General features: G+C 69.5%; 10 protein-coding genes and 1 tRNA gene. 3 read left to right on the plus strand and 8 right to left on the minus strand.

Translation table 11 applies throughout. The features are described 5' to 3' along the window. Nucleotides 1-3: 3 nt before the first annotated feature. The 7 genes from ABN028_RS10160 to ABN028_RS10190 all read right to left on the minus strand — a co-directional run bounded on the left by ABN028_RS10160 (nucleotide 4) and on the right by ABN028_RS10190 (nucleotide 7,818). Complete coding sequence (locus ABN028_RS10160) at nucleotides 4-834, minus strand: FHA domain-containing protein (RefSeq protein WP_349325430.1); 831 nt, start codon at nucleotides 832-834, stop codon at nucleotides 4-6. 87 nt (nucleotides 835-921) lie between these two features. Next, nucleotides 922-2,448 carry a serine/threonine-protein kinase gene (locus ABN028_RS10165; RefSeq protein ID WP_349696417.1) on the minus strand — a complete coding sequence of 509 codons (1,527 nt, stop codon included), beginning with the start codon at nucleotides 2,446-2,448 and terminating at the stop codon, nucleotides 922-924. Next, a complete protein-coding gene (locus tag ABN028_RS10170; RefSeq protein ID WP_349696418.1) occupies nucleotides 2,420-4,855 on the minus strand; it encodes a serine/threonine-protein kinase in 2,436 nt (811 codons plus the stop codon). The genes ABN028_RS10165 and ABN028_RS10170 overlap by 29 nt, the downstream gene beginning before the upstream one ends. A gap of 238 nt (nucleotides 4,856-5,093) precedes the next feature. Continuing rightward, nucleotides 5,094-5,171: transfer RNA gene (locus tag ABN028_RS10175), tRNA-Leu, on the minus strand. A 21-nt stretch (nucleotides 5,172-5,192) separates the two neighbouring features. Then, a complete protein-coding gene (locus ABN028_RS10180) occupies nucleotides 5,193-5,768 on the minus strand; it encodes a GNAT family N-acetyltransferase (protein ID WP_349325433.1) in 576 nt (191 codons plus the stop codon). Continuing rightward, nucleotides 5,761-6,909: a Gfo/Idh/MocA family protein gene (locus ABN028_RS10185; protein WP_349696419.1), complete on the minus strand. Its 1,149-nt coding sequence runs from the start codon at nucleotides 6,907-6,909 to the stop codon at nucleotides 5,761-5,763. The genes ABN028_RS10180 and ABN028_RS10185 overlap by 8 nt, the downstream gene beginning before the upstream one ends. Before the next feature lie 135 nt (nucleotides 6,910-7,044). Continuing rightward, on the minus strand, nucleotides 7,045-7,818 hold the full coding sequence (locus tag ABN028_RS10190) for an IclR family transcriptional regulator (RefSeq protein ID WP_349696420.1): 774 nt from the start codon (nucleotides 7,816-7,818) through the stop codon (nucleotides 7,045-7,047). Nucleotides 7,819-8,124: 306 nt separating this feature from the next. Here ABN028_RS10190 and ABN028_RS10195 point away from each other — a divergent pair, with 306 nt between their 5' ends. From ABN028_RS10195 to ABN028_RS10205, 3 genes are all read left to right on the plus strand, one after another. Next, nucleotides 8,125-9,459 (plus strand): ABC transporter substrate-binding protein, encoded by a 1,335-nt coding sequence (locus tag ABN028_RS10195; protein ID WP_349696421.1) that lies wholly within the window; start codon nucleotides 8,125-8,127, stop codon nucleotides 9,457-9,459. A 63-nt stretch (nucleotides 9,460-9,522) separates the two neighbouring features. Continuing rightward, entirely contained in the window at nucleotides 9,523-10,416 is an 894-nt protein-coding gene (locus ABN028_RS10200; RefSeq protein ID WP_349696422.1) for a carbohydrate ABC transporter permease, read from the plus strand. A 10-nt stretch (nucleotides 10,417-10,426) separates the two neighbouring features. Continuing rightward, nucleotides 10,427-11,299, plus strand: coding sequence for a carbohydrate ABC transporter permease (locus ABN028_RS10205; protein WP_349325438.1), 873 nt, complete (start codon nucleotides 10,427-10,429; stop codon nucleotides 11,297-11,299). A 16-nt stretch (nucleotides 11,300-11,315) separates the two neighbouring features. Here the strand turns inward: ABN028_RS10205 and ABN028_RS10210 are convergent, their stop codons facing one another. Then, nucleotides 11,316-12,632 carry a class I SAM-dependent methyltransferase gene (locus tag ABN028_RS10210; protein WP_349696423.1) on the minus strand — a complete coding sequence of 439 codons (1,317 nt, stop codon included), beginning with the start codon at nucleotides 12,630-12,632 and terminating at the stop codon, nucleotides 11,316-11,318. Nucleotides 12,633-12,683: the final 51 nt, after the last annotated feature.

Raw genomic sequence — 12,683 nt, forward strand, 5'->3', positions numbered from 1 at the left:
GGACTACTCTGCCGACTCTTCGTCGAGCAGGAGCAGATCCGCCTTGCCGATGGTCGTGGTGACCAGAAGCTCCATGATCAGGTTGTGGTTGAGGGTGTTGCCCACCGGCGGGGGTACCTCTTCCTCCAGCAGGCCGCGCACTCGGCCGCTCAGCCTCTTGCGTACGTTCACGACGATGTGGGCGGCCCGACGCCAGGTCCACTTCTCTGCAGGCCGCAGGTCGCTCAGCTCGTCGGCGACCTGGGCCCAGGTCAGCGGCTGCGGCTGGGGTTCGTCCCGAAGGTACCGCTGGCTGAGACACACGAGCACCAGGCGTTCGACCGGACTCAGCGACCAGACGTCGCGGCGGCGCGTGTCGGCTTCGTACCCACCGTCCGCGCTCGGTGGCGGCACCTTCGCGGCGATGCGTACCTCCAGCAGGTGCTCCTGCTGCGGGGCGACGATGAACAGCGGCGTGTAGGCCACCGGCAGCTCGGCCCGGTCACCGCCGAGCACCAGCCGCGACCCCGGGAACCGGATGGGCAGCCTGCCGACGTTCGTCAGCACCCACTGCGAACCCTCGAACGTGAGGTAACCGTGGCGCCGGCTCACATGAGGATCGTCCGCTCCGACGCAGACGTGCACGTCCGGCTCGTTACGCCCGAACACCACCGGGAAACCGGCGTCGGGCGCGACACTCATCCCACCGTTGGATCCGAGGACGAACAGCGTGCCCGGCTCAGCCGGCGGGAGGCTGCGGGCGAGGCTGCCGAGATCCTTGGGCAGCAGGTTGACCTTGCTCGACCTCGACGATGGCGTGGCTGCCGGGCCCCCTGGCCTGGATACCGACGTCACAGCTTTCCTCCTCGACCTGCTCTACTCTCCTGGCGTACGAACTGAGCCACCAAAGTGCCGATAATGTCCACCGTCACCCGCCCGTCACTAGCCACCCGCTTTCGGTGCCGTCGGGCGATAGACGAGGGTGCCGCCGGCCGTTCCCTCGCCCCCGGTGCTCCACCCGCTCCCGGCGTCCGCCCCGTCCTGCAGGACGCGATATTCCATGTTCCCCGCCACCTGGTACGCGAGCTGCCACTCGAACTGCTCCGGCGCCTGGGGCAGGTCGATGGAAACCCGCCACGGAAGCTCGACGTCCTTCACCGTCTTGGAACGGCCGTTCACGATGTAGGTCAGATTCGTGAGCGTGCCGTCCCCGGTGAACCGGAACTCCAGGATGCGCGGCGTACGGGAGGCACTCGGCGTCGGCGACTCTGTAGGGGTCGGTGAACCCGTGGGGCTCGGCGTCGATGGCGACGCCTTCGTGGTCGATCGCGGAGCGCCCGGTTCTGAGGTGGACGCGAGGGAGTCCGACGGTTCCCGCGGTTCGGACGACACCGAGGTTCCGATGCCGACCGCCGCGGCTGTCACGACGGCCGCTGCGATGGCGGCCGCGACGCCGACCAGCACCGGCGATCGGGCGATCCAGCGCCTTGTGGGCCTCTCCCCGTCGGGCGTTGGCATCTGGGCTGCTGGCGGGAGGTCGTCCTGCCGCGCGTCTCCCGGGGGTACGGCGACTGGGCGTACGCCACCGGGTCGTACGGCAGCTGGCGGGTTGACAGCCTCGTCGGCACTCCTGTCGATGCCGGCCGTCACCGCGGGCGGAAGCCACAGCCGGTCGGAGATCTGGCCGTCCCGCGTCAACGAACCCAGCGCAGCGATCAGCTCGGGCACCGTCGGGCGGGTCGATGGATCGTCGCGCAGGCAGTCCGCGACCAAGCTTCGCAAGGCGTCGTCGCTGATCCCGTCGGCTCCCGCGGGTCCGGCGCCGACACCGGGGGCGGTGCCGGTGCAGGCGTACGTCACCATCGCTGCGAAGGAGAAGACGTCGCTCGCCGGGCCGACCTGTCCGCCAGCCAACTGCTCCGGTGACATGAAACCCTGCGAACCGGCCGGAGTGCCGGTGACGGCGAAACCGTCCGGGTCGAGCTCGCGGGCGATCCCGAAGTCGATGACCCGCGGCCCGTCCCGGGTGAGCATCACGTTGGCCGGTGTGAGATCCAGGTGGACGAACCCGGCGCGGTGGATCGCCGACATCGCCTCGGCGACACCGGCGGCCAGCGGCCAGACCGACTGGGCGGTCAGCGGGCCGCACATGCGTACGGCATCCCGCAACGTCACCGACGGTACGAACTCGGTCGCGAGCCACGGCTCCGCGGCATCGGGATCCGCCTCGAGCACGGCCGGGTTGTGTCCCCCACCCACCGCCCGCAGCGCAGCAACCTCCCGCCGGAACCGGTCGGTGTAGTCCTGCTGGCCGGCGAAGTCGTCGTGCATCACCTTGACCGCCACGGCGCGCCCGCCGGCCGACCTGCCCAGGTAGACGTTGGCCATGCCGCCGGTGGCGATCCGGGCCTGGATCCGGCACTGTCCGATCGCACGCGGATCACCTGGCTCGAGTGGCTCCACTGTCACCTCCAGTCGGTGGAACGAGAGCATGCACCTGTCCGCTCGTGCCGACGAACACCAGCCCGGCGGTGCTCACCGGACCGGAGCTGAGCGTCGGATCGATGGCGTACGTCCACAGCACAAGGCCGTTGGCCGCGTCGAGCGCGTAGACCGTCTGGTTCGGGCACGCGGCGTACAGCCTGTCTCCCGACAGACGGAGCGCGTTCGCCTGGCGGAACGCGGCTCCCTCGCCCTTGCCCAGTCGGCGCGACCAGACCTGCGATCCGGTGGCGGCATCGAGAGCGAAGACATTGCCGTCGGTGGTGCCGAGATACAGCATCCCGGCCCCGAACTGGAGCCCGAGACTGCTGTGGGAGTTCGGCCGCTGCCAGGCAGCCTGCCCGTTGTCCGCGCGGACCGCATGCAACGTGCCCGACCCGTCGCAGAGGAAGACGTGGCCGTACGCGACGTGCGGATAGAGCCCTTGGTCGACCGGGTAGGTCCACCTGGTCCGGCCAGTGCGGGCGTCCAGCGCGACCAACCGGCTGCCCACGGCCGCCACCAGTCCGTTACCGGCGGCAAGCCCGTTGTCCGCAGGCACGTCGACCGTCCAGCGCTGCCACCCGTCACGAACGCCGAGAGCGCGGATCCGGTCGCCGCCGAAGCAGACCACCGATCCGGTCACCGCCGGGCCGTGCCACAGGTACTCACCCGTCGACGGTTTGTACACCCACCGCGTCGCGTTGGAGGTGGCGTTGATCGCGGAGACCTGCCACGCCGATGAACTCTCTGAACCGATCACGTACGCCACACCACCGGCGATCCCGCCGAGCGTCTCGTTCGCGACGCGCCTCCACCGGACCCCGCCCGTGTGCGGATCGATCCCGCGTACGTGCGAGTCGTTCCACACCAGCACCATCCCGCGCGCGACGCCGAGGTTCGGGTACGAGTCCGAGTCCGGGCCGGCCACCGGGATCCTCCACCGCAGGTCAGCCTTGGGCGGTGGGCCGGTCGGCGTCGGAGGTTGCTCCGTCGACGGCCGGCTTGATGGCGTTCGGGACCTCGCGCCGGACGACTCGCCGGACGGCGGAATTGATGCCGACCCCGAGGGCGAACCGGTCCGCGACGGCGATCCCAAGCCGCCCCAGCCGTTGGGGTCCCGGTTCCGCCACAGCGCGACGAGCGCGGGAGTGGCGAGCAGGCCGGCGACACCGACACCGGCACCCGCGCTGACCAGCACCCGCCGCCTCGGGCGTGCCGACCTGGGTGCGCGCGCGTCAGGGGCATCCGGACCGGCACCCGAATCCAGATCGGCGACGTTCGGTCCCACCGGCTCGGCGGTTGCCGCACCCATGGCCGCGGCAGCCGCGGCGGCCGCGTCCCGACCAGGCGCGCGCACATCGCCGTGTCCGAGCACCTCGCCGTGTCCGGGCCCGTCGCCGTGTCCGGGCCCGTCGCCGTGTCCGGGCCCGTCGCCGTGTCCGGGCCCGTCGCCGTGTCCGAGCACGTCGCCGTGTCCAACCGGGCGGAGCAGCGAGGGAAGGTCGAGAGCTTCACCGGCCCGCCGGTCGACCTCCTGCGCCAGGGCCGGTGGCAGCCAACCCGTTCCCTGCAACGACTCCGTGCCGTGGCCCAGGCGTACCCACCGGGCCAGCAGGTCGGCGGCAGACGGTCGTTCCTCCGGCCGAAGCCGCAGGCAGGCAGCGATCCCTTCGAACAGAGGATGGTGCTCGAGGCCGCGGAGATCGGCCTCCGCACGAGCGACCCGGCCCCACATGGCCGCCGGGGACCCGGTCCCGAACGGCTCCCTCCCGGTCGCGGCGTACACCAGGACCGAACCGAGGGCGAAGACGTCGCTGGCCGGGCCGATCGCACCGGCAGAAGCCTGCTCGGGCGACATGAAGCCGATCGAGCCGACCACCATGCCGGCCTGCGTGATGGCGGTGGCATCCGTCGGCCGGGCGATCCCGAAGTCGATCACCCTGGGCCCACCGGCGGTCAGGATCACGTTGCCCGGTTTCAGGTCGCGGTGGACCACGCCGGCCGCATGGATCCCCACGAGGGCCTCGGTCAGACCGATCGCCAGCAGGCGTACGGGATCCGGAGGTACCGAACCGAACCGTACGACCGCGTCCCACAACGACATCCCGGGGAGGTACAAGGTCACCAGCCACGGCGGCCGGTCGTCTGGTCCGGCATCGAGCACAGGAGCGGTGAACAGACCGCTCACCGCGCCGGCGGCCAGCACCTCGCGGCGGAACCGTGCGCGGTACTCCGCGTCGTCGGCGAACCGTCGCCGGATGACCTTGACCGCGACCTTGCGGCCGCCGAGCGTCTGTGCGAGGTAGACGACGCCCATCCCGCCTTCACCCAACCGGGCCAGAAGCTGGTAGTCGCCGATCCGGTCCGGATCACCGCGCTCTAGCGGCTGCACCGTCCTCCTCCCCCGGGCGACACTGACGAGACAGGCGAGCCTGCCGAGCCGGAAAACAGCGAAGCTGTGAGCTGCCGCGACTGCACAAAAACTCTAGCTCGTACCAAACCAGGCGATTCGGATGCGCTCAGTCCCTGGACCGGGACTCGTCTCATGTGCCCGCACATCTGGGGCGGCGACTGTGAGACGCCACGCGGGACAACCCACGACACCGCGGTTCGCCTCGACGAAGAATGCGTGCCCCCGGTGGGATTCGAACCCACAGAACTGACACCCATTTTAAGTGGGCCGCCTCGACCAGTTGGGCTACGGGGGCCGGGCCGCTTGCGAGCTGAGACTAGTGTCGCTGATCCCCGCCGGGCCAGGTGGGCGGCTCGAAGGGCCAGTCCAGCCGGTCGCACACCGTGCGCCAGCGTTCGACCATTCCGTCCGCCCACAGATGGGGTACGAATCCGAGCCGCAGGTAGGCCTTGATCGCGGGTAACCGGTAGTCGTCGGTGCGCAGATAGATCTCAGTGGCGCCGACGTCGAGCAGTCGGGCGACCGCGGCGGCCGTGATCACGCGGCCCAGTCCCCGACCGCCGTGGTCCGGGTGCGCGGCGATCCAGCCGACCTCGTGGCCCTCGGGGTAGAGGTCGGCGATCGGGTTCAGTTGCGCCATGCCGGTCGCGACCAGCGCACCGGTCGCCTGGTGGCGGACGACCTGCCACCCCGACGGTACGACGGTGGCGCGGACCCGCGCGAGGTTCTCGTCGTTCCACTGCCCGAGGGCGACCTTGGCCATCAGTTCGCGGAACGCGGGCAGGTGGTCGGATCCGGCCGGCTCGAGGGCGTACCCCTCGGGTAGTCCCAGCGCGTCCTCCGCGAGAACGCGACCGGCGGGCCACACCATGTGCAACTGCGTCTCAGGCAAGGGGGGCCTCCCGACCGGGCTCGGTGCCGATCCCCGCTGTCATCATGCGCGGGTCCGGAACATGGAGCCAGGCGCCGTTCTCCGCATACGAGCGCTCGGAGACGACACCCGGCAGCGACATCTCGAGGGCAGCGTAGATGTCGACAGGTACGTCGGTCCCACCCTGTACCGCCTTGACGAACTCCACGATCGGCCACGCGTCGGCGCCCCAGTGCCCGACCGCACCCGGTGGCGGCTGCCGATAGCGGTCGGGGAGGAACTCCTCGGCATAGGTGTCCAGCGGCTCCCAGCTCCCGGCCGGGCTCCGCCCCTGGACGTGGACGCGCGGTTGCTCACCCGCCGCCCGGGCCGCTTCGTACCCGCCCTCGGTGCCCTGGACGGAGTAGTAGTCCATGAGGTGCGGACGGTTCGACAGTGTGTCGTACCGGATCCGCAACAGCGCACCGCGCGACGTGCGGCACAACAGGAGCACGGTGTCGTCGAGCTCGAACTCGGGCGCGGTGTGCCGACCCGTGCCGACGCAGCTCACCGCGGTGACCCGATCGCCGAACCACTGCAACAACGGGCCGAGACTGTGGGTCGGGTACGGATGGCCGGCGCGGCCGTGCTGCCAGTAGTAGCGCCAGGTCGGCCGGCCGTCGGCGTGGCGGGAGAGTCCCTTCAGCTCGTGGAGGTACTCGCCCTCGCCGTAGTACAGCTCACCGAACACGCCCCGTCGCGCCATCTCGCGGACGACCAGGTTGGAACGGATGTAGCAGTAGTTCTCGGCAAGCATGTAGCGGGCGGAGCTGCGGCGGCAGGCGGCCAGCAGGTCGTACGCCTGCTCCAGCGACACCGCGGCCGGGACCTCCGACAGCACGTGGATGCCGGCGTCGAGGGCGGCGACGGCCTGCGGCACGTGGTGGTGCTGCGGCGATGAGACAACCACGAGGTCGGCGTGGTCGAGCAGGTGGGCATAGCTCTCGCACTCCACCTCGACCCCGTGCTCGGCCGCGAACCGCTTGCGGGCGTCGCGATCGGGATCGTAGACCGCGTGGAGCAACGCCTCGTCGGCCACCGACCGGAGGCCGGCGACGAATCCGGCGCCACGCGCGGCGCCGGCGATACCGACTCGCAGGGGCTGGGTCTTGGTGCGGCTCATCGGTCACCTCGGCGACTGGTCCTGTCCTGGTTCATGACCTCACTTCGTTCGGTCCGTGCTGATGCATGACCTCACTTCGTTCGGTCCGTGCTGATGCATGACCTCACTTCGTTCGGTCCGTGCTGATGCATGACCTCACTTCGTTCGGTCATGGTCGGGGTGGTAGTCGAGCATGGCCTCGAGCACCTGCACATGTGCGCGCAGCGCACCACCCACGTCGTTCAGGCGGGCGTGCGGAAGGCGGTAGCTCGGCGCGCTGACACTCATCGCATAGCGCGCGGAACCACTCGCGTCGCGGATCGGGACGGCGACGCAGCGCAGGCCCTCGACGGACTCCTCGTCGTCCACGCCGAACCCCCGCGCGCGGGCCCGGGCGAGGTCGCGCAGCAGGTCGCCGGCCGAGGTGAGGGTCCGCGGGGTCAGCTCGGGCATGCCGTGGTGGTCGAGGAGCTTCTCGATCTCGACCTGCGGCAACGTCGCGAGGATGGCCTTGCCGAGCCCCGACGCGTGCCAGTCGTCCTTCTCCCCCACGGCGGCGCCCTTGCGGATCGGCTGCGAGCTCTCGAGCGCATGGACGATCACCAGGTCCTCGCCGGCGCGGGCGCCGAGGTTGACGGTCTCGTCGACCTCCTGGACCAGCCGAGCCATCACCGACGTGGCGACGGCCATGAAGTCGCGGCCGCCGATGGCGCTGCGCCCGAGCAGGAACATCCGCATACCGATGCGGTAGTGCCGGCTCACCGGGTCGCGCTCGAGGAAGCCGTGGGACACGAGGCTCGCGAGGTAGCGCAACGCCGTGGCGTCGCTCAACCCGGATTCGGCAGCGATCCTGGACAGCGGTGCCGGTCCGGCAGCTACCGCCTCGAAGATCCGGACCAGCCGGTCGATGCCCTGGAGGCTCTCGGCCACCGGCTCCTCCAGGTCCTGCTCGCTTCGCTTCGCGAAGGTCGGCTTCGTTCGCGAGTCCGCACGTTACCCAGTGACTGGAGCGAGCTCCCACGGTGGTCTCGCGACCACCCACACAGGGCGTACGCCGGACTCTTGACGGAACGAAGCGCTCGGGTGGTTAATGGTCCCCTGCTACACAGTAACAGTCTCCTTCACTGAGTGAAAGTCGGCGACCTCATGACCCGCGCGCCCCACTCGTCCTCGGACACTCCGCTCCTGACCACGCGTCCCCCGGGGATGGCCCGCCCGACCAGAACCTCTCCGCCGGTGTACTCGCGCCGCCACGCCCTCAGGCTGGGCGGACTCGGGCTCGGCGCCGCCGGCCTCGCGAGTCTCGGCGTCGGCGCGGCGGGCTGTGGCGGGGGCGCGAGCGGCGGCGGCGAGGAGGGCTTGGCGTTCTGGAACGCCGTCTACGCCACCTCCTCCGACACCGAGAAGACGAAGAAGCGCGGGGAGTTCTGGGTCGTCCGTTCGACCGAGCGGTTCAGCAAGGACACCAAGCTGGCCGCGAAGGTGAGCGACCTGCCCGGCGACCTCCCGATGTTCACGAAGTTCCGGGCCGCCGGGGTGGCCCGCAACGGACCGGACGTCGCGTCGCTGTGGTCAGGCGCCTACACGTTCGGCGTCAAGGACTACCTCGAACCGCTCGACGAGTACTTCAGCGCCGCCGAACGCGACCAGTTGACCGGCTGGGCCGCCGTCACCGAAGGATTCGAGCCGGGCAAGGGCACGATCTACGGCGTACCCTCCGGCAACGACGGCATCTGCGCGCTCTACTTCGACCGCCGGGTGCTCGCCAAGGTGGGCACGGAGATTGGCGACACCCCCATGAGCTGGGACGCCTGGATCGACCTGCTCGACCGGATCAAGCGCACCGGCGTCACCCCCCTGGCCCTCGGAAAGTACAACTCGACGGCGTTCACGCTCTTCTACTGGATCGCGCAGGTCGTCGGCGGCGAGGCGGGGCTGCACGAACTCGGAGCCGGTGACCGTGACTTCGCCGACCCCGCCATCGAGGACGTCGTGACGAAGTGGCTGCAACTCCTCGACTACACCGTTCCGGGCGCGCCGACCATGGACGGCGGTCAGGCGCAGAGCCGGCTGGCGGCGGGCAAGGCGGCCGCTGTCGTCGAGGGAGCGTGGGCGATTCCCGACCTGCGTTCGACACTCGGCGACAACATCGTGATGACCACGCTGCCCGATGTCAGCTCGTCGGTCTCGGTGACCGGCACCGGCATCGGCGGACCGGGCGGGGCCCTCGTGGTGACGAACTACTCGAAGAACAAGGACGAGGCCGTACGCCTGATCAAGCACCTGGTCAGCGCCGAGGAACAGCAGCAGCGCATCGCCGGCGGGGAAACCACGCCTATCCCGAACGCGGTGGGACTCGACCCGACCGAGATCTACTCCGATCCGCTGTACCAGCAGCAGTATCGCTGGGTGAACGAGAAGTTCGTCTTCTACGCCGACAACATCTGGCCGACCGAACTCGTCGACGAGATCCTCGCGCAGGCACAACTCGCGTGGGGTGGCAAGATCTCCGCGGCCGAGTTCCTCACCCGTACCGACGCGAAGCGCGACGAGATCGCCGCGAAGAACTAGACACGACCTTTGCGCATGCCCGCCGACGTCGATCTGCGAAGCAGGGAACGCACCATGGCACCGGTGCGCCAGCGACCACGCCACGGGCTCAAGAGACGCGAGGCCGTGATCGGGATCGTGTCGGTCATCCCGGCAGTCGTCCTCGTCGCCTTGCTCATGTGGTATCCACTCGCGACCGCGATCTACCACAGCTTCACCGAGTGGAACGGGATCGTCACCACCTGGGTGGGTACGCAGAACTACCAGCAGCTGTTCGGGTCCGGTGACATCTGGGAGTACCTGCGTACGAACCTCGTCTTCTTTCTTTCCATCCCGTTCATTCTCGTCATCACGTTGTCGGTGTCGGTGTTGTTGCACGAGGGAACGCCCGGAGCCCAGTTCTTCCGTTCGGTCTTCTATCTGCCGACGATCCTGTCCGCGGTGATCGTCGGCTTGTTGATGCGCAGCCTCTTCGCCCCGGAAGGCGTCGTCAACACCGCCTTGACACGGGTGGGGCTCGACGCCCTGGCCGTCGACTGGCTCGCGTCGACCGTGACCGCGTTCCTCGTGCTCATCGCCGCGTTCTACTGGCAGACGCTCGGCCAGGGCATCCTGATCTTCCTCGCCGGACTGTCGGCGATGCCGGGGGAGGTCATCGAGGCCGCCCAGATCGACGGCGCGGGCTGGTGGCGCCGGCTCTTCCGGATCGTGCTGCCGATGCAGGCGCCCGCCATCACGTACTTCCTCGTCACCAATACGGTCTATGTCTTCATCGGGCTGTTCTCGTTCGTCTACACGATCACCGGCGGAGGGCCGGGGCGCTCGACGACGCCGCTGGACTACCAGATCTACCTCAGCGCCTTCGAGAACGGCGAACTCGGCTACGCCTCGGCGCTCTCGGTCGTCCTGCTCGTGCTGGTCGTGTCGATCGCGTGGTTGCAGATCCGCAACTTCGAGCGCTACTCGGTGGAGAGGTAGGGCGGGTGAGGTGAGCGGTCGCAGCGCGACACCGGTCGGCGGCGGGTCGGTCGGCAGGACCACGCGGCTGGTTGGACGAAGCACGATCACCGGACTGCTCACCATCGTCGCGGTCTTCGCGATCTACCCGTTGTTCTTCATGCTCGCCACCAGCCTGAAGAGCCAGGCGGACTACATCCGCGACCCGCTGTCGTTGCCGGCGACGGTGACCTACGTCGAGAACTTCGCCGCGATGTTCGCGAGGTTCGACATCGTCCGGTTGTACGCCAACTCGGTGAGCTACATCGCCCTCGCGTGGGTGATCTGCGTCGTCGCGGCGGTGCCGGCGGCCTTCGCCTTCGCCAAGCTGGAGTTCCCCGGGCGGCGGCTGCTCTTCATGGCGTTCATCTCCAGCCTGGCCATCCCTGGGGTGACGTTCATCATCCCCGACTACGTCCTCTTCGCCCGGCTGGGCCTGATCGACCATCCGGCGTCGGTGATCCTGTTGTGGGCCACGACCGCCTTGCCTGGTTCGCTGTTCCTGCTGTCGGCGTTCATGCGGAGCCTCCCCCGCGAACTCCTCGAGGCGGCGAGGGTCGACGGCGCGGGCTACTTCCAGATCATGCGCAGGATCGTGATCCCGATGAGCGTCCCCGGCATCGTCACGATCACCATCTTCGCCGTCACCGCGTGGTGGAACGACCTGCTCACTCCCCTGGTGTTCCTGCAGTCGGAGGAGAAGGCGACGGTGACGCTCGGGGTGGCGACGACGGTGCAGCGCTTCGGGGGCGATACGCCTCTGCTGGTGACCGGCCTGTTGATGGCCGCGATTCCGCCGGTCCTCACCTACATCATCGCGCAGCGTTCGATCCGCCGGGGCCTCGTTCTCGGTGCCCTGAACTGATCGGCCGACTGTGCGGTCATTCCGGCGAGACGGGGAGGGTCCAGCTCGTGCGGGTGGGCGGGAAGTCCGAGCGGCCGTCTCCGTGCGTACGAACGGCAACCAGCTGGTGCACGCTGATCCGGGCCAGCTCGAAGGCGAGCGCCGACACCGCGAGGTAGAGGTGCCAGACCCGGGCCCGCCCCGGTGACAGCTGCCACGTGCAGGAGTCCCATCCGGCTTCGAGGTTGGCTACCCAGGACCGCAACGTCCGGGCGTAGTGCTCCCGGAACGACTCCAGGTCCCTGATCTCCAGGCCAGCGCGTTCGAAGGTGTCGACAATCGTGCCGAGCGTCAGGATCTCCGCGCCGGGGAACACGTACGCATCGATGAACGACCGCTCCGGCACCACCTCGTCGCCGCCGCGCTGGCTGACCTGGTGCAGCAGCGCCCGGCCGCCCGGGCGCAGAAGTCCACGGAGGGTCCGGGCGTACTCCGCGAGCCGCGCCGACCCGACGTACTCCGCGAGGCCGCTTGCGATGATCGCGTCATAGGGCCCGTCGTCGAGTTCGTGCCAGTCGGCGAGTCGGAACTCCACCCGGTCGGCGAGCCCCGCATCCACTGCCCGCTTGGTGGCGAGCTCCACCTGGTCGGCCGCGAGTGTGATACCGACGCCGGTGACGCCGTAGTGCTCGGCGGCGTACAGCAGGAACGAACCCCAGCCACAGCCCACGTCGAGCACCCGCGCTCCGTCAGCGCCGGCCGGACCCGGCTCTGTCAAGCCGAGCTTGCGGCACGCCAGGTCGAGGCCCGCGCGCTGCGCATCGTCGAGACTGCCCGCCGGATCGGTCCAGTAGGCACTGGAATGGACGAGCGTGGAACCGAACACCTGCGCCCGCAGGGTGGCGCCGAGCGGCCCGTCGTGCGCGCCACTCAGCGTCTTGTCCCGGACGATCGAGTGCCGGCGTTCGGCACCGGTGATCTCTTCCGGCGGCGGCTTCGGATGCGGGCCCACCGCGCCGAGAAGCACCGCGGTGCGTAGCAGCTCGCTGCGGTCGGCCGGCGTGAGATCCGGTCGCCGGCCGATCGAACGACCGAACGGAGCCAGCCGCTCCAGGGCGTCGAGGAGACCGCCGTCGATGTCCACCTCACCGGCGACGTAGGCCCGGACGAGGCCGAGCTCGTCCGGGCGCCACAACAGTCGACGCAGCGCACGGCGGCTGTGGACCCGGACGACCGGCGCGTCGAGTGGGCCGGCGATCGAGCCGTCCCATGCGTGGATCCGGACCGGCGCCTCCCGACCGAACAACCGTTGCAGGACGTCATGCAGACGCTCGGCGACGACAGGACCGACCACGACTTCCCCCCACTATCTGTACGACACCCGCGTGGTTGGCGGAGGCGCCGT

The organism is Actinopolymorpha sp. B17G11 (assembly GCF_040196095.1).
GTDB lineage: Bacteria > Actinomycetota > Actinomycetes > Propionibacteriales > Actinopolymorphaceae > Thermasporomyces.

Coding starts and splice junctions, on each gene's coding strand:
- ABN028_RS10185 (WP_349696419.1), bottom strand. CDS start 6,909: ATGAGCCGCACCAAGACCCAGCCCCTGCGAGTCGGTATCGCCGGCGCC.